The organism is Streptomyces sp. NPDC050619 (assembly GCF_040654815.1).
In the GTDB taxonomy this organism is placed as follows: Bacteria; Actinomycetota; Actinomycetes; order Streptomycetales; family Streptomycetaceae; genus Streptomyces.
The window spans coordinates 136,562-158,379 of record NZ_JBFAIR010000010.1 but is presented as its reverse complement, the minus strand read 5'-3'; the positions used below and the strand labels follow the sequence as shown (position 1 = coordinate 158,379).

Below are 21,818 nucleotides of genomic sequence, written 5' to 3'. Positions count from 1 at the left end.
ATCACGGGGTCGAGGGCCGGATCCCCCCGTCGCTCACTTCAGAATGTCCCGCAGATGCGCGGACAGCGGCCGGTCGATGTCGTCCTTCTCCCAGAACAGCGACAGCAGCAGACCCAGCGGATCCGTTCCCTGCCCCTCTCGTGCGTTGCGCTTGCCCACGGACGGGGAGTCGATGAAACCGGGCTCGCCCGAGGCGAACAGGTCCGGAAGCGGCGCGCGGCCGGTGGCGAACGGCCAGTAGTGCCACACCAGCCCCTTCTTCCGGCACGCCATCTCCCCGATGTACCAGATGGCGCCCTGGAGGAAGGGGTCCGTGCGTCCGGCGTCGATCGCCGCGTCGCTGCCGTAGCGGGAGCGCACCAGATCCTCCAGAGCGTCCAGCGACTCGGGCGTGAAATCCCAGCGGCCGGGCTGCCCCGTCTCCTCGGCCCACGCGTCGAAGCTGCTCGCGCGCTCCGCGAGCCACGTCTCGAGCTGCCGGCGGAATCTGCTCGAGCCGTCGTCCGTCTGCCCACCGGACTGCCCACCTGACCGCTCACCTGACTGCTTACTCATACGGGCCACCCTAGGACAGGATGTCGCTAGGACAGGATGTCGCCGACACCCCGGAAAGCCCCAACTGTCCTTCACACATGTGAAGTTGACGCGCGCATGCCGCGTTTCGCTTGTCTCGGGTGTCACAGGAACCTCTAAGGTTCGGTAGCCGGCGGCGGACCGTAACGGGGGGCCCGCGCCGCCGTACATTCATGTCCCAAGTGCCCCTCCACATCAGGGACATTCATCGTGAGAACACCTCTGAGAGCACGCGTCAAACGACGCATCGGCGCGACTCTCGCCGTCCTCGCCGGTGCGGGCATGCTGCTCACCGGCCTGCCCGGCATCCAGGAACAGGCAGTCGCCGCACCGGCCCTGAAGGGCAAGCGCTGCGACGAGCTGCATCTGGGCCGCAAGTTCGACGCTCCCATAGCCGGAGCCGGCATACCCGGCAAGAACCAGCAGTACAGCACCAACCCCGAGTCGGACTGGGGCGACTACTTCGTCGACAACCCCTCCCACTCCTTCGACGGCCTCAAGGCCCCTTCCCCGGCTCAGGCCAAGCTCGCCGGCAAGCTGCCCGCCGACATCGAGAAGTGGAAGGCGAAGTACAAGGAGACCGGGAACATCAAGTACCGGGTCCTGGAGATCTACGCCCGCTACGGCCAGAACATCGCCCGCAACAACAGCGGCACCATCCGTGACTTCCGCCGCTACATGGACGTCCGGATCATCGGCAACGAGTTCAACCGGCTCAAGGGCAACAGCTTCGAGTCCCGCCTGGTCAGGAAGTTCCAGCTGGTCGGCCCGGACTGGCTGTGCCAGGTCGAGGTACCGGTCACCGACAAGAACGGCAAGCCGGTCCTCAACCCCAAGACCGGCAAGCAGGTCGTCCGCGTCTACGACGCCTACAACGCGAAGACCAAGGAACTGGGCGAGTTCAAGTCCAACGGCAAGCACATCGCCAAGCAGTTCCGCGTGGACAAGCAGGTCCTGCGCTCCCCGGCGTTCAGGGACCACAGCCTGCGCCTGATCACCGGCGAGAAGACCAGCAACAACACCCTCAAGCAGTACCGGGCTCTCAACGCCGCCATCCAGCGCGAGACCGGCCGCTCCAACGGGGTCACCATCCGCGAGCAGCGCGCGAACGCCGTCCCGCGCTGGCAGCCCAACCAGTACACGCGCTACAACCCCACCTTCAACCCGAGCCCCAGCCGGGTCGGCACCGGCGGCCCGCTCGACGACGCCGCCTACCGCTCCGGCCGCACTCCGGAGGAGGCCAGGAACCTCCAGCGCATGTATCAGGGCGCCAACACCCGCGGCGGCTTCGGACGTCCCGGTGGAGTCGACTTCTCCAGCCTGGAGCTGAACTACGTCGGCAACCCCGTCAAGGGCAAGGGCATCGACTACTCCTTCAAGTCCGGCTACGTGCCCGACGAGGACACCGACCCCGGCTTCGGCGGACAGACGGCCGTCCAGCTCGCCTCGGACTCCTTCTTCACCTGGCTCGCGCTGAGCCCGGACAGGATGTGGGTGAACCTCAACCCGGACGACCCCGCCACGGTCATGGACGACGGGTTCGCCCACACGGACGCCGGCCGCATCCTGCTGGAGGCGGACATGGAGATGAAGCGGGACTTCTCCCGTGCCATCGACTACAAGACGCCGTCCGGCAAGCAGCTGTGGGACCAGGCGGAGAAGATCGACGGCGCGCCCTGCCTGCACAGCATCCGCAACTGGATCACGCCGAAGTCGGCCAAGGTCCGTGAGCAGGACGGCGGCGTCTACATCCTCGACGCCCCGCTGCGCGTGCAGTCGACCCCGCAGGAGTTCTCCACGCAGCCCAGCGGGGGCAGCAACCCGTGCACGAGGCTCACCGACGAGCAGATCGAGCACAACCAGCGACTGATCGACCAGTACATCGTCCCGGTCGTCGAGAAGCAGATCAACGCCGATGCCAAGTACAAGGACCTGCGCACCGTCTACCGCTCCCGCGTCGCGGCGGAGTGGGTGCGCGCCCAGGACCTCCGGCAGGCCACCGACTTCCGCCCGATCATCAACAGCAACAACCTCAAGCGGTGGCCGCTGCGCGCCCCGAACCAGAACTGGGACAAGATGACCGTCTGGCGGCAGATGGTCAAGTCCTTCAGGGAGGGCGAGGTCAAGTTCGAGATCCCCGTGAACGGGCAGCCCTACATCTACTCGTGGGGCGGCGTCGACTTCTCCAAGGCTCCGAAGAGGAACGTCACCCGTCTCCAGTTCGGCTTGGAGAATCCGCGTCTGGACAGCACCACCAAGACGTCCGTGAAGACGGAGACCGCCTACCGCGACACCGAGACGGCCTACCTCGGCGGCAGCGGCACCCACTCCGCACCGGGCGGTGACGACGACGGCACACCCACCCCGACACCGAGCCCGACCCCGACCGGTTCCGGCAAGCCCACCAGCCCGCCGCCGAGTCCGACCCCGTCCACCCCGGCACCCGAGCCTTCGGTGTCCCAGAGCGGGAGCCACACTCCCGCACCCCAGGGCGGCGGCAACGACGACGACGGCGGCGGCCTGGCCGACACCGGCACCCAGGTCCTCACCGCCTCGGCCATCGCCGCGGCGTTGCTCGCGGCCGGCACGGCGCTGATGTGGTGGAAGCGCCGCCGCACGACCGGGAGCAGCTGATCCTGGCACCAGGGCCTGACGGCCCAACGGCCTGACGGCTGACGGCTGACGGCCTCACGGCCTCACGGCCTGAACAACGAGCCGGCCTCGCACCTGACGAACAGGGTGCGGGGCCGGTCTTGTGAGCCCTGTGAGTCCGGTGCCTGGCTCGCCCCAGTAGTTCGGTCTCGTGGGTGGACGCCGGGTTGCCCCGTCGTCAGTCCCCTCGGTTCGGTCTCCAAGGGTCCGCCCTCCGCGCCAGGGTTCGGACCCTGCGGCGTGCGTCGGGTGGTAGGTGGTGGAGGAGGGTGCGGGCGGTGCGGCGCAGGCGGGGGGCCGCTGTGGTGTTCAGGAGGATGCGGTGGGGGACGGTGGCGCTGCCCGGTTTGCCCACGGACAGGCGGAGTTGGCCGCCGGGGCCGCCCCAGCCGGGGACGACCAGGCGGGGCGGGGTGCCGACCTTCACGGTGGCGGACCTCACGGTGGCGTGTCCGGGGCCGTCGCCGTCCCGGCTGACGCGGGCCCGGCGCCCGACGCCGAGGAGTTGGGCGCTGGCCCACACCAGATGCGTACCGGGGGACATCGCCTCGCCGCCGGACAGGGTCATCGGGTCGATGACGGTCTCGCCGGTGAGGACCACGCGGTGGCGCCCGGTGCCGTACGGCTCCGTGCGCGGGGTCAGGTCGTTGTCCGGGAACCACCACAGGTCGCGGGCGGCGTCGTGCACGAGCAGTTCGCCGCGGGCGTGTCCGAGGGGGTGCGGGGCTTCCCACCCCTCGGCGCCCTGGATTCCGGCGAGGAAGTCGGGGTCCAGGAGCAGACGGCCGTACCGTTCGGTGAGCGTGAGGGGTTCGCCGTCGGGGCGGTACATGCCGATCGTGGTGGTGATGTGGAGTCTGCCGTTGCGCCAGCGGAGGTCGTCGACCGTGAGGCGAGGCTTGATCTCCTGGGTCCGGCGCGCGAGTTCCACCAGGGACTCCAGCCGGCCCTCCTCCAGCAGGTGCGCCCTGAGCCGCGAGATCGCGGGCAGACCTTCTCGTACACCCGGCGGATAGCTGTCGAGGGCCATACGGCGTACGACGGTGAAGTAGCGCTCCAGCGCCTTGCCCGTGCGTTGCAGGACGCGGGGCTCGCTGACCGGGCGCAGGAGTTCGACGCGGTAGGAGCGGCGGAGCAGATGGTCCTGGAGAGGGCCGGGTTCGGAGTCCTTCTTGATGGCCTCGACCACGGTGCGGAGATGGCCGTAGTAGTCCTCGGGTGCGGCAGCGCGGCCGCTGGTGTTGCCTCCGTCGTCGCGGCGCTTCCATACGTAGCAGGGGTAGTCGCCGAGGATGGAGACGGTCTTGGCGCGCAGGTAGGCGCGGGCCATGAAGAGCTGGTCCTCCAGGCGGACCGGTCCCTCGGGGAACTCGATGCCCTGGTCGAGCAGGAAGTTCCGGCGGAAGAACTTGTGCGGGGTCAGGCTCTCGAAGAGGAGAGCGTCTTCGGCCGTGCACTGGTCGACGGTGCGTTTGAAGAGGCTGCTGGGGCCCGCCATGGTGCCGACGACCTTGCCCAGGACGATGTCGGAGCAGTTGCGGGTGGCGAGGCGGTGGAGGCGTTCGAGGGCCTCGGGGGTGAGTTCGTCGTCCTGGTCGACGAACTGGACGTATGCGCCGCGGGCCAGCCGCACACCGACGTTGCGGGGTTTGCCCGGCCAGCCGGAGTTCTCCTGGTGGACCACGCGCACGTGCGCATGCTGGGCGGCGAGCCGGTCGAGACGCTCCGCGGAGTCGTCGGTCGAGCCGTCGTCGACGTAGATGATCTCGTAGGCGTCCGGGCCGAGGCTCTGGTCGAGCAGCGAAGGTGCGCAGAGTTCGATGTAGCGGCCCGCGTTGTACACGGGCACGACGATGCTGGCCTTGAGCGTTTCGAGCATGGAACCCCCCCGGCGATTACATCTCTTGTTCAAGAGACGTTCAGGTCAAGGCAAAGGTTGCTTCAGTCATCGAGTGTGAAGGAGGAACGCCGCGATCGCCTCGTGGAGCGCCTCCGGTTGGTCCAGATGGACGTCATGGGACGCGTCGGGGATGAGCGTGTACTCGGTGCCGGCCGGGCGGCGGGTCAGCATGGCGGTCGGTTCGCCGGGGCGCATGGTTCCGTTCTCGCCCTGGACCAGGAGAGTCGGGCAGCGGATCCGCGACCACTGCGTCCAGTAGGCGCTGGCGGCCAGTTCGGAGACCGTCTCGATCATCGTGTCGCGGTCCGTTCGCGGGTACCAGCCGGGCTGACCGTCCCGTTCCTCCAGGCCCCTGGCCCATGCCTCATGCCCCAGGAAGGCCGTCGCCTCCTCCAGGGAGGTGAAGGGCGTCGGCCAGCCGTCCAGCCAGGCCGCGATCTGTGCCGGGAGGTCCGGGTTCGGGCCCGCGGGGCCTGCCTCTACGAGGACCAGGGAGGCGACCAGGTCCGGGCGGGCCGACGCCAGCAGCATGGCCGTATGGCCGCCCAGGGACTGGCCCACCAGGGTTACGGGGGCCAGGGAGAGGTTCTCGATCAGGCTTACGGCGTCCTGGACGTGGGCGGCGCGGGTCGTGGCCGGCGGGCGGCGCGTGCTCGCGCCGTGGCCTCTGGCGTCGTACGTCACCACCCGGTGGCCGGCGGCGAGCAGGCGGGACGTCAGGTCGTCCCATTCGCCCATGTGGCCTGCGAGGCCGTGCAGGAGCAGTACGGCGGGGGCTGTTGGGGGGAGGTGCGGTGGGGTGTGGTCGCGGTCGCGGTCGCGATAGGCGATGCGTGTGCCGTCGGGGGTGGTGAGGTGGGTGGTCCCGTTGGTGGGGTTCGGCCTGGTCAACGGGCTTTCATCTCCTGGGTCTCGACGGGAGCGCGCGGGTCCGTGACACGGCCGTTGCCGGAATTGTGGGCTCCGCCACAGCTCGATCCGCCCTGCCCTGCTGAACTCTGCGGACTCAATGATCCGTGATCGGTACGGGGGCCGCGATGTGGTTGCTGATGCTGCTGTTCGTCGTGATCGCGGTGGTGGTTGCCTTCCGGCTCTGCGGGTACGGCTGCGGCCTCCTGGCCGACCGCGCTGTACGGCGCTCCGGCCTGCCCGTGGTGCTTCGCGGGCTCGCCGCTCTCTGCGGCTCCGTCGCGGTCGCCGTGTACGCGTGGGGGCTCCTGTACGTCGCCGGCGCGTTCATGACGGCGGAGGACGGGGGCACCGACTCGGCACCGGTGCAGTCCTGCCGTACGCCGGGCTGGTGGGAACGGCACCAGCAAGGCGTCGAGATCACGGACTACACGGTCGGTTTCATCCCTCTCGGGTTCGTGTGCGAGACGAGTGACGGCGGGAGTTACGACAACGGTGACGTACCCGGATACGTCAATCCCGCCGTGCTGGGCTTCGCCCTGACCGCCGTCGGATGTGCGATCGGCTCCGGTTACGTCGCGGAGCTGCGCGCCAGGGCCGGCGCGAGGGAGGGCGAAGCCCAGCGGGGGAGTTGACGAGTCTCGGTTCGGTCAGCCCGCCGTGGCGCCGACCGCTGCCAGTTCCGCCTTGCCGAACAGCAGGGCGTAACCCGGCGGCAGTTGGGCCAGAACGCGGTCCGTCAGGTCGACGCCGACCAGCTGCGGCAGGACGCTCAGGACCGAGCTGACGTCCCAGCGGGCCGCGGCCGGGGTGGCTCCCTGGATGCGGGCGGCGATCATGTCGACGAACTCCGCCGCCGTCAACGGGCGCGTCGCCGGGATCTGGTCCACGACCACCCTGGCCGCCTCTTCGGGCAGGGCGCGGGCGAGGTCGACGCGTTCGTCGCCGGTCACATGGCCGCCGAGGGCCGACAGGACGATACGGGTGACGCGTTCCGCCTCCGCCCCGGTCGGGTACTGGCCGGCGTCGAGTCGTGGCCGCGCGTCCCGCGGGCAGGCACCCGCGGGACGCTCTCCTGGCTTCTTTCGCTACCTGCCTTGTTTCCTTCCCTGGGTTCGGTCAGCTGCCGATCTGCTTACGATCGCTGCCACCGCCCGAGATCTGGATGCGGCGCGGCTTGGCCTGCTCGGCCACGGGGATGCGCAGGGTCAGGACGCCGGCGTCGTACGAGGCGTCGATGCGTTCCGTGTCGAGGGTGTCGCCGAGGAAGAGCTGACGGGTGAAGCTGCCCGTCGGGCGCTCGGCGACGAGCAGTTCCGCGTCCTCGGGGGCGGGGGAACGGCGCTCCGCGCGGACGTCCAGGACGTTGCGTTCGACGTCCAGCTCGATCGTCTCCGGGTCGATGCCGGGGAGGTCGAAGTGGACGATGAAGTCGTCCCCGGACCGGTAGGCGTCCATCGCCATCGCGGAGGGAGCGGTGGCGGAGCCGAAGACCTGCTGCGCGAGTCGGTCGAATTCGCGGAAGGGATCGGTGCGCATGAGCATCACAGTTCACTCCTTTCATCAGGCGCTGCGTGTGCGATGCCCTACGACTTCTTATATAGCTCGAAGGAGAAAACTTGACAAGGCTCGACTCAGGTCCGAGGTGACGGTCCACCTGAGCGTTAGCCTCGGTGCAGCGTTCGGCCAGGTGTGCCGAAGCAGGTGTGCAGGAGGTAGTGATGGCGGCCAGGGTTCCCACAGCGGTGATCGCCGCGAGCGGGCTAGTCGGCGGGTACGGCATGGCCCGCTGGACCAAGAAGCGCCAGCTCGGCGGTGCCGTACTGGCCGTCGCCGGAGCCGCGGCCGCACAGCGGTGGCGCCGGCAGGCGGGCGGCAAGACCGCAGGCGCCCTGACGGCCGCGTACGTCGCCGCCTTCGCCGGGTCCCACCCACTGGCCAAGAAGGTGGGCGCCTGGCCGGCCGTGTTCGGCATGGCGGGCGCCGTGGCCCTGACGTCCTGGGCGGTCGCCGACCGGCGCGGGTGAGGCACGGGGACGGGGGCGGGGGCAAGGGCCCAGAGGGCCCGGGGCTGGTGACCGGAGGGCCCGGGGCTGGTGGCCGGAGGGCCCGGGACTGGTGGCCGGAGACCAGGCCGGAGGCCCGGGACCGGGGCCGGAGACCGGGCCGAAAGCCAAAGGGCCGAGACCGGACCGGAAGCCGGGGGTGGGCCGGCGGCCAGAGGGCCAAGGCCGGTAGCCGGAGACCGGACCGGAAGCCGGGGACCGGCCTGGCGGCCAGAGGCCGAGACCAGAGCCGGAGACCGGGCCGGAAGCCAAAGGGCCGAGACCGGAACCGGAGGCCGAGTCGGAAACCGGACCGAAAGCCGGACCGGGCCGGAAGCCAAAGGACCAAGGCCGGTAGCCGGAGGCCAGAGGGCCGAGACCGAGGCCGAAGACCAGACCGGAAGCCGAAGGGCCGAGACCGAGGCCGGAGGCCAGGCCGGAAGCCGAAGGGCCGAGGCCGAGGCCGAGGGCCCAGTGCACGGGCCCCGAGGGCCCACCGCACTCCTCACCCCCGGTGCGTCAGCACATTCACCACCCGCCCGTTCGGGTCCCGTACGAAGAAGCGCCGCACCCCCCACTCCTCGTCCCGCAGCTCCCGTACGATCTCCGCGCCCGCCCCCACCACCTGCGCGTACACCGCGTCGACGTCCTCGACCTCCACGCTCAGGTCGGGGACGACGGTTGCCGTTCGCTCCTCGGTGAAGAAGCTGATCTGGGCGGTGGGGTTGGTGGGGGACGCCAGGGTCGTCACCCACCCCATGTTCATGACCTCCTCGAAGCCGAGCAGGCCGTAGAAGTCGCGGCTCGTTCCCTGCGCCTCCTCGGACTCGACCTGGATGTTGGGGACGATCCTGCGGACGGTCACCGGTCCTCACTCCTCACGCACGTGCTCCATCAGCGCTCCATCAGCGCTCCATCAGGGCCCCACTGGTGCTCCATTTTTCGTTATCGCGGCCCTCCCTCGCTCGTCTCCTCACCGTCCCCAGCCACGGACACCGCCACAGACACGCGATTCGACCCCGAGGAACGAAACACGTGACACGAGAGATCAGCCGCCGGAGCATGCTCAAGGCCGCGGGTGCGGCAGCCGGAGCCGTAGGCATCGCCACGACCCTCGCCCCCGGCTCCGCCGCGGCGGCCGGCCCGGCATACGCGCACCCCGGCCTGCTGCACACCCGCGCCGACCTGGACCGTATGGCCGCCAAGGTGAAGGCGGGCGCCGCCCCCTACACCGCCGGTTTCGCCAAGCTGACCGCCAACCGCCACGCGCAGAGCGGCTGGACCCCCAATCCACAGGCCACCGTGTTCCGGGGATCGGGCACCCCGGAGAACTACGCGACCCTCTACAACGACGTCCACGCCGCCTACCAGAACGCCCTGCGCGGACACGTCAGCGGCGACGAAACCCACCTCGACACCGCCGTCGCGATCCTCAACGCCTGGTCGGCCAAGCTGACCAAACTGGACGGCAGCGCCGACCGGTTCCTGGCCGCCGGCCTGTACGGCTACCAGTTCGCGAACGCCGCCGAACTCGTCCGCGACCACGGCGACTTCGAACTCGGCCGCTTCCAGACCATGATGAGTGACGTCTTCGCTCCGGTCAGCGACAGCTTCCTGGCCGACCACAACGGCGCCGTCGTCACCAACTACTGGCCCAACTGGGACCTCGCCGCCATGGCCTGCGTCCTGGCCACCGGCATCTTCTGCGAGAACAAGGCCCAAGTCGCCCGCGCCGTCGACTACTTCAAGAACGGTGACGGAATGGGCTCCCTCAAGCACGCCATCCCCGTCGTGTACGACAACGGGCTCGCCGAGTGGGTCGAGGCCGGCCGCGACCAGGGGCACGCGCTGCTCGGCGTCGGGCTGATGGGCACCTTCTGCGAGATGGCCTGGAACCAGGGGATCGACCTGTACGGCTACGACGACAGCCGTTTCCTCAAGGGCGCCCAGTACGTGGCGAAGTGGAACCTCGGCGGCGACGTGGCGTACACCGCCAACACCCGTAAGAAGGGCGCGATCAACGGCTGGTCCGGCACCGAGACCGCCACCGAAGCCGCCGGCGTGGACCCGGCCATGACCCGCCCCATCTGGGCCATGATCGCCAACCACTACACCAAGCGCCGCGGCCTGTCCGCCTCCTACGTCACCCGTATCGCCGCCAAGTCCGCCCCCGAGGGCGGCGGCGGGGACTACGGCCCCAACAGCGGCGGCTACGACCAACTCGGCTTCGGCACCCTGACGTTCACGCGGGAGCGGGCGGCGGATACGGCGTCCTCACCGAGCCCGGCGGCCACGGCATCCGGCGCGGGAGCGGACGCCGGTACGGGCACAGGTACCGGCTCCGGCTCCGCCGCACGGCCGCAGACGGGCGGGGCGGCCACTGCCTCCGCGTCCGCCTCCCCGGGCGCCGGCCGTGACCTCGCCGCCACCGGCTCCGAGGACGTCGTCGGCTGGGCCGCCGCCGCGGGCGTCACCGCCGTGGCCGGCGGGCTGCTCCTGCTGCGCCGCCGGGACCGGGTGCGGCGGGGCGGCGTCGAGTAGGTGCCATGGGCCGCAGGGGTTACGAGAAGTATTCGGGCGCAAATGATAACTACTTGCGGGTACTGAAAAGATTCCGGCCCCAACTTGACCACGGCGGGACCGTTGCGCAAGATCAAATGGTTGCTTTCGCGTCTTCGCACACCTGCGGCGGAAATGCGAATGCACGCTGCAACCTTCTTAGATGTGAGAGTGGAAAATTGAACAGGTCTTTGACGAAACTGACGACAAAGCTCGCGGCGGCTGTGCTGGTGAGTGGTTCCCTCGCGATGGTCGGTGCGGGTAGCGCCGCGGCGGGCACAGCCACCGGGCATCTGGCGATTCTGCGTCCGGGGCATTCCGCGGCGTACAGCATCAACAACAGCGGGCATTGCCTTGATGTGCCGAGTGGATCGGGCTGGGTACAGACTGATTACAGCGGGGACTTCTCCGGCGAGTTCGCGGCGTTCCAAGGCACGGGGTGTTCCACGATCGGCGAGGCAAATTGCGTCTCCATCCCCAGGGATCCCGACACCAGCGAATTACTTTTTCACCATCAAGGAATCCGACTTGCACACGTGCGATGAGGGCTGATCCCAGAACGATCCTGATGGCCTGCTGAGGCTGCCGCCGTCAGCGGCTTCGCGATGTCCTCCAGGGAGCGTCGTTCCGCCCGTACGGCCAAGGCCGCCGCGACCAGGCCGGCCAGGCACATCAGGGCCGCGCCGATCTGGAAGGCGAGGACCGTGTCGCCGACCTTGCCGGTTGCGGTGAGGTCGGCGAACAGCAGTGGGCCGCTGATGCCGCCGGCGGCGGTGCCGAGGGCGTAGAAGAAGGCGATGGACATGGCGCGGGTCTCCATCGGGAAGACCTCGGAGACCGTCAGATAGGCGCTGGAGGCGCCCGCGGAGGCGAAGAACAGCACCGCGCACCAGCAGGCCGTCAGCGTGCCCGCGCTCAGTGAGCCGCGGTCGAACAGCCAGGCCGTGCCGAAGAGCAGCAACCCCGAGATCACATACGTCGACGAGATCATCACCTTGCGGCCCACCGTGTCGAACAGCTTGCCCAGCAGCAGCGGGCCGCAGAAGTTGCCGAGGGCGATGACAGCGAAGTAGTAACCGGTGTCGCCGGTCGGGACGTCGTAGAACGTCGTCAGGATCGCGCCGAAGCCGAAGGTGATCGCGTTGTAGAGGAAGGCCTGGCCGATGAAGAGCGAGAAGCCGAGGACGGCCCGCCTGCGGTAGTCCGAGAAGACCGTCCGGCCGATCTCCAGGAAGGTGACGTCGCGGCGCTGGTGGATGGTGATCTCGCCCTCGGGCCGCGGCAGCGGCTCCCCCTTCTCGGCCTCGATCCGCCGCTCGATGGAGGAGACGATCCGTTCCGCCTCCTCGTCGCGGCCGTGGATCAGCAGCCAGCGGGGGCTCTCCGGGACATGACGTCGTACGAGCAGGATCACCAGGGCGAGGACGGCGCCCAGGGCGAAGGTCAGCCGCCAGCCCACGTTCATCGCGAAGAGGTCGGTGTTCAGCGCGACGATCGACAGCAACGAACCGCCGACCGCGCCCAGCCAGAAGCTGCCGTTGATGATCAGGTCGACGCGACCGCGGTACTGGGCGGGGATCAGCTCGTCGATCGCGGAGTTGATCGCCGCGTACTCCCCGCCGATGCCGAAGCCGGTCAGGAAGCGGAAGGCCAAGAACCACCAGGTGTCGAAGGCGACGGAGGTCAGCGCGGCGGCGGCGCTCTATGTGGCCGGCGCCTGCTCCGGCGCCCTCTTCTGTGGCCGGCTGACCGACAAGTGGGGCCGTAAGAAGCTCTTCATGATCACCCTGGCGGAGGTGATCGCCAGCCCGCTGCCGGGTTCCGAGAGACGGCCGGCGATGTTGCCGACGACGGTCACTTCGAGGCCGTCGAGGATCCATACGGTGCCGAGACCGATGACGATCGTCCAGTGCCAGCGCGACCATGGGAGGCGGTCCAAGCGGGCGGGAATGCGGGTCGTCACGGTGCGGCCGGTAGCAGCCTGTGCGGCGGCGGTCATGGGCTCCCTCCTCATCGAGCGAGAACCCGTGACGGGTGCCCTCGCGCTACCGAGATACCCCTACGCCCCCACCACCCGCGACACCGTGTAGATCAACAACCCCACCAACGACCCCACCACCGTGCCGTTGATCCGAATGAACTGGAGGTCACGGCCGATATTCGCCTCGATCTTCTTGGTCGTGTGCTCGGCGTCCCAGCCCGCCACCGTGTCCGTGATCAGGGACGTGATCTCCCCGCGGTAGGTGGTGACGACGTAGACCGCCGCGCCCTCCACCCAGCCGTCGACCTTGCCCTGGATCTTCCGCTCGCCGGCCATCCGGGCCCCCAGGGACAGCAGCGAGGCCCGCACGCGCAGCCGCAGCTCGCTGCGCTCGTCCTCGGCCGCCGAGACGATCATGGAGCGGACGGCGGTCCAGGCGGAGGCGATCAGATCCTGGACCTCGCCGCGGCCCAGCACCTCGCCCTTGAGCCGCTCGACACGCGCGCGCGTGTCCGTGTCGGACTGGAGGTCGGAGGCGAAGTCGGTGAGGAAACGGTCGAGGGCGCCGCGCGCCGGGTGGGAGGGCATGTCCCGCATCTCCGCGCAGAAGCGCAGCAGCTCCCGGTAGACCCGCTCGCCGACCCGCTTGTCGACGAACTTCGGGGTCCAGCCCGGTGCCCCGCCGTGCACGGCGTCCATCACGGTGTCGCCGTGCAGCATCAGCCAGTCGTGCGCCCGGGACACGACCAGGTCGACGGCCCGCCGGTGACCGCCGTCGGCGACCACCTTCTCCAGCATCTTGCCGATCCCCGGCGCGATCTCCTGGGCGTCGGCCCGGCGGGTGATCGCCTCGCCGACCACCGCCTGCACGTCGGAGTCCCGCAGCACCGCCAGGGCGCCCCGCAGGGCGGCGGACAGCTCCGCCGTCACCCGGTCGGCGTGCTCCGGCACGGCCAGCCACGCGCCGAGCCGACTGCCTATGCCGACGGCGCGCAGCCGCTGCCGTACGACATCCTCGGAGAGGAAGTTCTCGCCGACGAACTCGCCCAGGGAGACGCCGAGCTGGTCCTTCTTGGTGGGGATGATCGCGGTGTGCGGGATGGGCAGGCCGAGGGGGCGGCGGAAGAGGGCGGTGACCGCGAACCAGTCGGCCATCGCGCCGACCATGCCGGCCTCGGCCGCCGCCGCGACATAGCCCGCCCAGGTGCCGGCGCCCTCGTGAGACGCCCACTTGGCGAGGACGTAGACGAGCGCCACGAACAGCAGCATCCCGGTCGCGGTGAGCTTCATCCGGCGCACGCCGCGCTGCTTCTCCACGTCGGCCGCGCTGAACGTGTTCATGGCGCGGTTCGTGAAGGCGCCGGGGCGGGCAGCCTGCCCTCCGGCACCGGCAGCCCGCTCTCCGGCCCGCTCTCCGGCCCGTTCACCAGAATCGAACGATCCCGTTGATCCCGTTTCCGTACGTTCCATCCACTCCACCCGTTCGGTGATCCCTCACACATTGTCCCTTCCTGACCGACTCCCGGAACGGAACAAGAGTTCCCGGCGTCTGTCCGGTCGGGGGAACGCGGCGGGGTTCCGTCCATTCCCCCCCAGGCCCATGACTCATCATGGGCTCATCAGATCGGGGCCTCGGGCTCCCATCGCCCGAGGAGAACCACCGCATGACCCGGCGTCACGGTTACGCCCTGCTTGCCTCGATCGTCGCCGTGATCGTGGCCCTGTCCGCCGCCATCTACGTCGGAGTGGCATCCGATGCCGGTAGCGAGGGGACCACGCTGACCGGCGGAAATCCATCGCGCGACGCCGCCGCCCCCGCCTCCACCGGCGTCTGGGTCGGCTCCTGGTCCGCCTCCCCGGTCGGCGCCGAGCCCGGCACCGAGATCGCCGGCCTGGCGGGCCGCTCGGTACGCAACGTCGTGCACGCGAGCATCGGCGGTACGAGTGCCCGCATCACGCTGTCCAATCTCTACGGCCAGTCGCCGCTGACGATCACGCACGCCTCCATCGCCGTCGCGGCGGACACCGACACCGCCGAGGCCGCCGCCGACACCATGCGGCGCCTGACCTTCGGCGGCGCCACCGCGGTCGTCGTCCCGGCCGGACAGCAGGTGCTCAGCGACGCCGTCCGCATCACCATCCCCGGCGGCAGCGACATCCTGGTCACCACCTACTCCCCCACCGAGGCCGGTCCGGTCACCTACCACCCGCACGCCCGCCAGGTCTCGTACACCGCCGAGGGCGACCGCACCGAGGACGTGACCGGGACCGCGTACACCGGGCAGACCGAGTACTGGCGCTACCTGACCGCGCTGGACGTGCTGAGCGACGAGGCCGACGGCACCGTCGTCGCCTTCGGCGACTCGCTCACCGACGGCGTCGGCTCCACCGAGAACGCCAACCGCCGCTGGCCCGACCTCCTCTCCCAGCGGCTGCACACGGCGCTCGCAGAGGGCCGGGACCTGCCCCGCTACAGCGTCGTCAACCAGGGAATCGGCGGCAACCAGGTGCTCGCCGACGGACTCGGCCGGCCCGCCGAGAACCAGGCCGGCGTGGCCCGCTTCGCCCGGGACGTGCTGGGCCGCTCGAACGTCAAGGTCGTCATCGTCGACCTCGGCATCAACGACATCCTGCGCAACCCGAACCTCGCCGACCCGAACCAGGTCCTCGCCGGACTGCGCACCCTGGTCCGCCAGGCCCACGCCCGCGGCATCAAGGTCATCGGCGCCACCCTGATGCCCATCGGCGGCCACCACGGCTACTCCGGCGCCCGCGAGAACGTCCGGCAGACGATCAACGCAGAGATCCGCGCGGGCAAGGTCTACGACGCCGTCGTCGACTTCGACAAGGCCGTACGGGACCCCTACGACCCGCGCAAGATCCGCTCCGACTACGACTCGGGCGACCACGTCCACCCGAGCGACAAGGGATACGAGCGGATGGCGGCGGCCTTCGACCTGGCCGACTTGAAGGGGTCGGCACCGGCGAAGCTGTAGCCGGGAGTCGGCACCAGCGAAGTTGTAGCCAGCAGGCGCAGGCCGGTCAGTGATCGCCGCGGCGGCGCCGGTCCCGCTCCTCCTGGCGCTCCCGCCGCCGCTCCCGCATCAGGTCGTGGTGCCCGTCGAGCATCCGGTGATGGGCGTCGTGGACGTCGTCCGCGTACCCCTCCCCCAGCTCCCGCCGGGACTCCTTGCGCTCCAGCTTCTCCTGGCGCCGCTCCTCCTTCAGGCGCAGCCGCTCGGCCCGCGTGAGCTTGCGCTCGACGCCGACGCCGCCCCAGAAGGCGAAGCCGGTCACGACCACCCGCGGCGCGCCCGGATCCCCCGGCACGCCCTCTTCGCGGTGATCGAAGCCGCCCATGATGCCGATGCCGCGCACCAGGACCTCGACGCCCGGCGGCACGGTCACCTGGATCCCGCCCATGATCGCGACGCAGTTGATCACGACCTCGCCGTCCGCGAAGTTCGCCTCGCGCAGATCGATCTCGCCGCCGCCCCAGAAGGCGAAGGAGGTGAACCGCTTCGGCACCGTCCAGCGGCCCTTGCGCTGGAAACCCGACATGACGGCCACGGCCCACGTCGACGAGCCCTCGCCGCCGACGATCCGCCCCGCCCAACTCCCGCTCCGCTCGGGTTCCTTGGTCATCGACAGCCGGGGAGCGACGGCGGCCTGCGCGGCGGTCGGCAAGTCCCGGGTGATCGGTGCGAGTTCGCCGTACGTGCGCGCCTTGTACGTCTGATCCAGCCGTTCCTCGAACTCCTCCATGTCGAGGCGCCCCTCCGCGAGGGCGTCCCGCAGGACCTCGGCGACTCGTTCACGATCGGCGTCGGAGGCGCGCAGCTCCGGGGCATCCTCGGTCATACCCGCCAGCCTACGAGTTCCGGGCGGCGGGCACTACGGGAGCCAGGCGGGCGCATGGCAGCCACTAAGCGGTCGCCGCCCGCTCCACATACATCTTGGCGATCACCGCCTCGATGTCCGGCTCCCGCACCGACAGGTCCACCAGCGGATACTCCGCCGCGATCCGCGCCACCAGCGGCGCCGCCGACTCGGACGCCGGGAAGGCCAGCCACTGCCGCGGCCCGTCCACGCGTACGACCCGCGCGGGCGGCGGCGCCTCGATCGGCGGCAGCTCCCGCTCCAGGTCCACCACCAGGATCCGCTCGCTGTCCCCCGCCTCGTGCAGGCCGGTGAGCGGACCGTCGTACATCTTCCGCCCGTGGTCGATGACCATCACGCGCGAGCACAACTGCTCGATGTCCTGGAGGTCGTGCGTGGTCAGCAGCACCGTCGTGCCCTGCTCGATGTTCAACTCCCGCAGGAAATCACGCACCTTGGCCTTGGACACGACGTCCAGACCGATCGTCGGCTCGTCGAGGTACAGCACCTCCGGGTCGTGCAGCAGGGCCGCCGCGATGTCGCCGCGCATCCGCTGGCCGAGCGAGAGCTGCCGTACCGGCACGTCCAGCAGGTCGGCCAGTTCGAGGAGTTCGACGAGCCGGTCGAGGTTCTCGCGGTAACGGCCGTCCGGGATGCGGTACATGCGGTGCATCAGCCGGTAGGAGTCGATCAGCGGCAGGTCCCACCACAGCGTCGTACGCTGCCCGAACACCACCCCGATCCGGTGCGCCAGCCGCATCCGCTCCCGGGACGGGTCGATGCCCGCGACCCGCAGCCGGCCGCCGCTCGGCGTCAGGATGCCGGTGAGCATCTTGATCGTCGTCGACTTCCCGGCGCCGTTCGGACCGATGTAGCCGACCATCTCGCCGCGCGCCACGGTGAAGGAGATCGAGTCGACCGCCCGCACCTGCCGCCGCTCCCGCTTCAGGAAGCCGGTCTTCTTGCGCACGTCGAAGACCTTCTCGACGCGGTCGACATCAATGAAACGGCCATCCGTGAAAGGACCATCCATGAACCCTCAGCTCCCCGTACTCCGATACGACCGCAGACCCGCCCGCCAGGCCAGCCCGGACAGCGCACAGCAGCCCGCCGCCACCAGCGGCGGTGCGAACGCCGCCCACTGAGGAAGGCCGAGCGGATACGGCCGCCCCAACACGTAGGCCGCGGGCACCCAGTTGACGAAGGCCAGCGGGAACACGAAGGTCACCCCGCGCACCAACTCCTTGCCGAACACGCTGGGCGGGTACTGGAGAAGCGTCGTACCGCCGTACGTGAACGCGCTCTGCACCTCGGCGGCGTCCTGCACCAGGATCTGGAAGGACGCGCCCGCGACGAACACCGCGCCGAAGATCGCCGCGCCGCTGACCAGCATGACCGGCAGCAGCAGCACCTTCAGCGGGGTCCAGTCGACGTCGACCGCGACGAGCGCGTAGCCCAGCACCAGCGCCCCCTGCGTGAGACGGGCGACCCGGCGCAGCGCGAAGCGGTCCGCCGCGGCCTGCGCGAGCACCGGCGCCGGCCGCACGAACAGCGTGTCGAGCGTGCCGTCACGCACCCGTTGGCCCAGCTGACCCAGCGAGTTGCACATCAGGTCCGTGAGACCGAAGGACGTGACGGACAGGCCGTACAGCAGGGCGACCTCGGGCAGGGAGTAGCCGCCCAGCGAGTCGACCTGCGAGAACATCAGCAAGATCGCGACGAAGTCGAGCCCGGACAGCAGCAGATTGCCGAGCACGGTCATGGCGAAGGAGGTGCGGTAGGCCAGGCTGGAGCGGATCCACATCCCGGCGATCAGCCCGTAGGCGCGCAGCCCGTCCACCAGACGGTTCGTCTCACCCACCCTGGACCACCACCCGCCGTGTCGCCGCCGACTGCAACAGCCGCCCGGCCGCCAGCAGCGCCACGGCCCAGGCCGCCGCGAAGGCGTAGGCACCCAGCGGGTCGGTCTTCCCCATCAGGACATCCGCGGGCAGCTGCAACAGGGCCGACCACGGCAGGGCCCGTACGACCTCGCCGAGCGCCCCCGGGAAGACGTTCAGCGGCAGTGTCATCCCCGAGCAGAACACCCCGGTGATCATCAGGAGCTGCAACATGCCCTTGCCGTCCAGCAGCCAGAACGCGCTCAGCGCCACCAGGTAGCGGATCCCGAAGCTGACGACCGCCCCGAGCAGGACCGCGACCAGGAACGCCAGCCAGGTCGACGGATCGCGCGGCAGCGCCGCCGGGAAGAAGAGCGCCCCGAAGGCGAAGGGGACCACACCCCGCCCCAGGAGCTGGAACAGCGACCTGCCCAGATCGCTTGCCAGCCACCACAGTTGGAGGTCGGCCGGCCGGTAGAGGTCGATCGCGATGTCACCCGTACGGATGCGTTCCATGAGCTCGATCTCGAAGCCGCCGCCCTGGATGGCCAGCGCCGCGAACAGCGCCTGCCCCAGCCACACATAGGTGACCGCCTGCGCCTCGTCGTACCCTCCGAGGTGCGGCCGCTCGTCCCACAGCGCCAGATAGGTGTAGACGAGGATGAGCCCGAAGACGGTATTCGTGAACACCCCCGCCGCCGTGGCCGCCCGATACGTCGCGTATCGTCGGAAACCCCCCGTCGCGACAGCCGCGTACAACCGCGCCGAGCCCACCGCCGTCGCCTCCCAGTCCGTCTGAGGTCCGTCTGAGCCTGTTTGACACCGAAGCGCAGGAGCCTAGTACGCGGCCGACGTGACCTGCCAGGCGTTTTCCGGGTGCAACACGTGCCGATTGCCGGGAACGGAACGCCTGGTGCGAGAGTCTTCAACAGGGGACGCAGAAGGCGTACGAGGGCGTACGGGAACGTACGACGCGAATCAACAGGAGTCCGTGCACGAGATGAGTGACGAGCCGCAGCCGCAGCAGCCGAGCCCGGGCTGGGCACAGAGAGAGCCACAGGCGGCTGAACCGGCCGGGAAGAAGCCGGGTCGCCCGAGGCGCACCGGCTGGCGCCGGATCATCCCCACCTGGCGCATGGTGCTCGGCGCGTTCGTCATGGGCGTCCTGCTCCTGATCGGGCTGTTCTTCCTCGGCTACTCGATGGTCAACATCCCGCCCGCCAACGCGCTCGCCACCCAGCAGAGCAACGTCTACCTCTACGCGGACGGCAGCCAGCTCGCCCGCGACGGCGAGGTCAACCGGGAGATCGTCCCCCTCGGCCAGATCTCCAAGGACGCCCAGCACGCCGTCCTGGCCGCCGAGGACCGCGACTTCTACACCGAGTCCGCCATCGACCCCAAGGCGATGGTCCGCGCCGCCTGGAACACCGCCACCGGCAAGGGCAAGCAGTCCGGCTCCACGATCACCCAGCAGTACGTCAAGAACTACTACCTGGCGCAGGAACAGACCGTCACCCGAAAGGTGAAGGAGTTCTTCATCTCGATCAAGCTGGACCGGACCGAGTCCAAGGACCAGATCCTGGAGGGCTACCTCAACACCAGCTTCTTCGGCCGCAATTCCTACGGCATGCAGGCCGCCGCCCAGGCCTACTACGGCATCGACGCGGGCGAGCTCACCGCGGCCCAGGGCGCCTACCTCGCCGCGCTGGTCAACGCGCCCAGCGAGTACGACGTCGTCGCCCACCCGGAGAACAAGGCCGCCGCCCAGGCCCGTTGGAACTACGTCCTGGACGGCATGGTCACCAAGGGCTGGCTGAGCGCGTCCGACCGGGCCGGCATGAAGTTCCCGATGCCGAAGGAGGCCACCGTCTCCACCGGCATGTCCGGGCAGCGCGGCTACATCGTCGACGCGATCAAGGACTACCTCACCGAGAACAAGATCCTCGACAAGGACCAGCTCGCCGCCGGCGGCTACCGCATCACCACCACTCTCCAGAAGAGCAAGCAGAACGCCTTCGTCAACGCGGTCGACGACCAGCTGATGTCCAAGCTCGACAAGAAGAACCGCAAGGTCGACACCTACGTCCGCGCGGGCGGCGCCGCGGTCGACCCCAAGACCGGCAAGGTGATCGCCATGTACGGCGGCATCGACTACGTGAAGCAGTACACGAACAACGCCACCCGCGGCGACTTCCAGGTCGGCTCCACCTTCAAGCCGTTCGTGTTCACCTCCGCCGTCCAGAACCACTCCGAGACGCAGGACGGCCGCGTCATCACCCCGAACACGATCTACGACGGCACCAACAAGCGCCCCGTCGTGGGCTGGAACGGCGGCACCTACGCCCCCGAGAACGAGGACCAGGTCTCCTACGGCGACATCACCGCGCGCGAGGCCACCGACAAGTCCGTCAACTCGGTGTACGCGCAGATGGCCGTCGACGTCGGCTCCGACAAGGTCAAGCAGACCGCGATCGACCTGGGTATCCCCGCCGGCACCCCCGACCTGACCGCGTCCCCGTCCATCGCGCTCGGCCCGTCCACCGCCAGCGTCCTGGACATGGCGCAGGCCTACGCCACGCTCGCCAACCACGGCCGGCACGGCACGTACACGATGATCGACAAGATCACCAAGGACGGCAAGGACACCGTCGAGCTGCCCCGGCGCAAGACCAGCCAGGCCGTCAGCCGCGAGGCCGCCGACACCACGACCTCGGTCCTCCAGAGCGTCGTCGAGAACGGCACCGCCACCGCCGCCCAGGCCGCCGGCCGCCCCGCCGCGGGCAAGACCGGCACCGCCGAGGAGGACACGGCCGCCTGGTTCGCCGGCTTCACCCCCGAGCTCGCGACCGTGGTCTCCGTCATGGGCCAGGACCCGGTCACCGCCGCCCACAAGTCGCTGTACAACGCGATGGGCCTGGAGCGGATCAATGGCGGCGGGGCGCCCGCCGAGATCTGGGCCCAGTTCACCAAGGACGCCCTCAAGGGCAAGCCGGTCACCGACTTCGACCTCCAACTCCAGCCGGGCGCCGAGGAGACAGAGCCCCCGGTCACCGCATTCCCGTCCGACCCGACCACGGGCACCCAGGACAACGGCGGCACCACCACCGGCGGCCAGGAAACCGCGACGCCGGGCGAGACGGGCGGAACACCGACCGACGGCGGCACACCCGGCACCACGGGCGGCGACCCGACAACCGGCGGCACGACCGGCAGCACCCCGACCACCGGCGGCACGACGAGCAGCACCCCGCCCACGGGCGGCGACACCGGCGACCCGACAACCGGCGGCGACACGGGGGGTGACGCGACCGGCGGCGACACGGGAGACACCGGCGGGGGGACGACGACGGACGGCGGGGTGGTACCGCAGCTGGCTGCGACAAGAAGGCAGTGAGACACGGCGAAGGGGGCCGGTGACGATGGTCACCGGCCCCCTTCGC

General features: G+C 69.7%; 18 protein-coding genes and 2 pseudogenes. 7 read left to right on the top strand and 13 right to left on the bottom strand.

The annotated features are described in order from the left end of the window. Nucleotides 1–33 precede the first annotated feature (33 nt). On the bottom strand, nt 34–555 hold the full coding sequence (locus AB0I77_RS18650) for a hypothetical protein (protein WP_363283660.1): 522 nt from the start codon (nt 553–555) through the stop codon (nt 34–36). A gap of 228 nt (nt 556–783) precedes the next feature. Between AB0I77_RS18650 and AB0I77_RS18645 the strand changes: the two genes are divergently transcribed. Continuing rightward, nucleotides 784–3,207, top strand: a complete 2,424-nt coding sequence (locus tag AB0I77_RS18645) for an LPXTG cell wall anchor domain-containing protein (RefSeq protein WP_363283659.1) — start codon at nt 784–786, stop codon at nt 3,205–3,207. Nucleotides 3,208–3,403: 196 nt separating this feature from the next. On the opposite strand, the gene AB0I77_RS18640 is transcribed toward AB0I77_RS18645, so the two are convergent. Together AB0I77_RS18640 and AB0I77_RS18635 are read right to left on the bottom strand one after the other, a co-directional pair. Next, on the bottom strand, nt 3,404–5,104 hold the full coding sequence (locus AB0I77_RS18640) for a glycosyltransferase (protein ID WP_363283658.1): 1,701 nt from the start codon (nt 5,102–5,104) through the stop codon (nt 3,404–3,406). A gap of 66 nt (nt 5,105–5,170) precedes the next feature. Then, nucleotides 5,171–6,016, bottom strand: a complete 846-nt coding sequence (locus AB0I77_RS18635; protein WP_363283657.1) for an alpha/beta hydrolase — start codon at nt 6,014–6,016, stop codon at nt 5,171–5,173. Nucleotides 6,017–6,141: 125 nt separating this feature from the next. Between AB0I77_RS18635 and AB0I77_RS18630 the strand changes: the two genes are divergently transcribed. Next, on the top strand, nt 6,142–6,669 hold the full coding sequence (locus AB0I77_RS18630; protein ID WP_363283656.1) for a hypothetical protein: 528 nt from the start codon (nt 6,142–6,144) through the stop codon (nt 6,667–6,669). A 15-nt stretch (nt 6,670–6,684) separates the two neighbouring features. Here the strand turns inward: AB0I77_RS18630 and AB0I77_RS18625 are convergent. Together AB0I77_RS18625 and AB0I77_RS18620 are read right to left on the bottom strand one after the other, a co-directional pair. Beyond that, a pseudogene (locus AB0I77_RS18625) lies at nt 6,685–7,062 on the bottom strand (DUF2267 domain-containing protein); the annotation flags it as partial. Between the two features lie 91 nt (nt 7,063–7,153). Further along, complete coding sequence (locus AB0I77_RS18620) at nt 7,154–7,579, bottom strand: Hsp20/alpha crystallin family protein (protein ID WP_363283655.1); 426 nt, start codon at nt 7,577–7,579, stop codon at nt 7,154–7,156. Nucleotides 7,580–7,755: 176 nt separating this feature from the next. On the opposite strand from AB0I77_RS18620, the gene AB0I77_RS18615 reads away from it, so the two are divergent. Then, nucleotides 7,756–8,061, top strand: a complete 306-nt coding sequence (locus AB0I77_RS18615) for a hypothetical protein (protein WP_363283654.1) — start codon at nt 7,756–7,758, stop codon at nt 8,059–8,061. Nucleotides 8,062–8,584: 523 nt separating this feature from the next. Here AB0I77_RS18615 and AB0I77_RS18610 read toward each other — a convergent pair. Beyond that, the gene (locus AB0I77_RS18610) at nt 8,585–8,944 is read right to left on the bottom strand and encodes a VOC family protein (RefSeq protein ID WP_363283653.1); all 360 of its coding nucleotides are present in this window, start codon (nt 8,942–8,944) and stop codon (nt 8,585–8,587) included. A gap of 197 nt (nt 8,945–9,141) precedes the next feature. Between AB0I77_RS18610 and AB0I77_RS18605 the strand changes: the two genes are divergently transcribed. Beyond that, entirely contained in the window at nt 9,142–10,620 is a 1,479-nt protein-coding gene (locus AB0I77_RS18605) for an alginate lyase family protein (protein WP_363283801.1), read from the top strand. A gap of 532 nt (nt 10,621–11,152) precedes the next feature. Here AB0I77_RS18605 and AB0I77_RS18600 read toward each other — a convergent pair. Further along, nucleotides 11,153–12,292 carry an MFS transporter gene (locus AB0I77_RS18600; protein WP_363283652.1) on the bottom strand — a complete coding sequence of 380 codons (1,140 nt, stop codon included), beginning with the start codon at nt 12,290–12,292 and terminating at the stop codon, nt 11,153–11,155. Between AB0I77_RS18600 and AB0I77_RS18595 the strand changes: the two are divergent. Beyond that, nucleotides 12,180–12,446, top strand: a pseudogene (locus AB0I77_RS18595) (MFS transporter); the annotation flags it as partial. The gene AB0I77_RS18600 and the pseudogene AB0I77_RS18595 sit on opposite strands and share 113 nt — an antisense overlap. Here the strand turns inward: AB0I77_RS18595 and AB0I77_RS18590 are convergent. Then, complete coding sequence (locus tag AB0I77_RS18590; protein WP_363283810.1) at nt 12,341–12,637, bottom strand: hypothetical protein; 297 nt, start codon at nt 12,635–12,637, stop codon at nt 12,341–12,343. The pseudogene AB0I77_RS18595 and the gene AB0I77_RS18590 sit on opposite strands and share 106 nt — an antisense overlap. A 60-nt stretch (nt 12,638–12,697) precedes the next feature. After that, nucleotides 12,698–14,089, bottom strand: coding sequence for a DUF445 domain-containing protein (locus AB0I77_RS18585; protein WP_363283651.1), 1,392 nt, complete (start codon nt 14,087–14,089; stop codon nt 12,698–12,700). 194 nt (nt 14,090–14,283) lie between these two features. Between AB0I77_RS18585 and AB0I77_RS18580 the strand changes: the two genes are divergently transcribed. Next, on the top strand, nt 14,284–15,615 hold the full coding sequence (locus tag AB0I77_RS18580; RefSeq protein ID WP_363283650.1) for an SGNH/GDSL hydrolase family protein: 1,332 nt from the start codon (nt 14,284–14,286) through the stop codon (nt 15,613–15,615). Between the two features lie 46 nt (nt 15,616–15,661). Here AB0I77_RS18580 and AB0I77_RS18575 read toward each other — a convergent pair whose 3' ends face one another. The 4 genes from AB0I77_RS18575 to AB0I77_RS18560 all read right to left on the bottom strand — a co-directional run bounded on the left by AB0I77_RS18575 (nt 15,662) and on the right by AB0I77_RS18560 (nt 19,152). Then, nucleotides 15,662–16,480 (bottom strand): DUF1707 domain-containing protein, encoded by an 819-nt coding sequence (locus AB0I77_RS18575; protein WP_363283649.1) that lies wholly within the window; start codon nt 16,478–16,480, stop codon nt 15,662–15,664. 64 nt (nt 16,481–16,544) lie between these two features. Then, on the bottom strand, nt 16,545–17,531 hold the full coding sequence (locus AB0I77_RS18570; RefSeq protein WP_363283648.1) for an ATP-binding cassette domain-containing protein: 987 nt from the start codon (nt 17,529–17,531) through the stop codon (nt 16,545–16,547). 6 nt (nt 17,532–17,537) lie between these two features. Then, complete coding sequence (locus AB0I77_RS18565) at nt 17,538–18,359, bottom strand: ABC transporter permease (protein WP_363283647.1); 822 nt, start codon at nt 18,357–18,359, stop codon at nt 17,538–17,540. Further along, complete coding sequence (locus AB0I77_RS18560) at nt 18,352–19,152, bottom strand: ABC-2 family transporter protein (RefSeq protein WP_363283646.1); 801 nt, start codon at nt 19,150–19,152, stop codon at nt 18,352–18,354. The genes AB0I77_RS18565 and AB0I77_RS18560 overlap by 8 nt, the downstream gene beginning before the upstream one ends. Before the next feature lie 226 nt (nt 19,153–19,378). On the opposite strand from AB0I77_RS18560, the gene AB0I77_RS18555 reads away from it, so the two are divergent. Next, entirely contained in the window at nt 19,379–21,772 is a 2,394-nt protein-coding gene (locus AB0I77_RS18555; protein ID WP_363283645.1) for a transglycosylase domain-containing protein, read from the top strand. Nucleotides 21,773–21,818 lie beyond the last annotated feature (46 nt).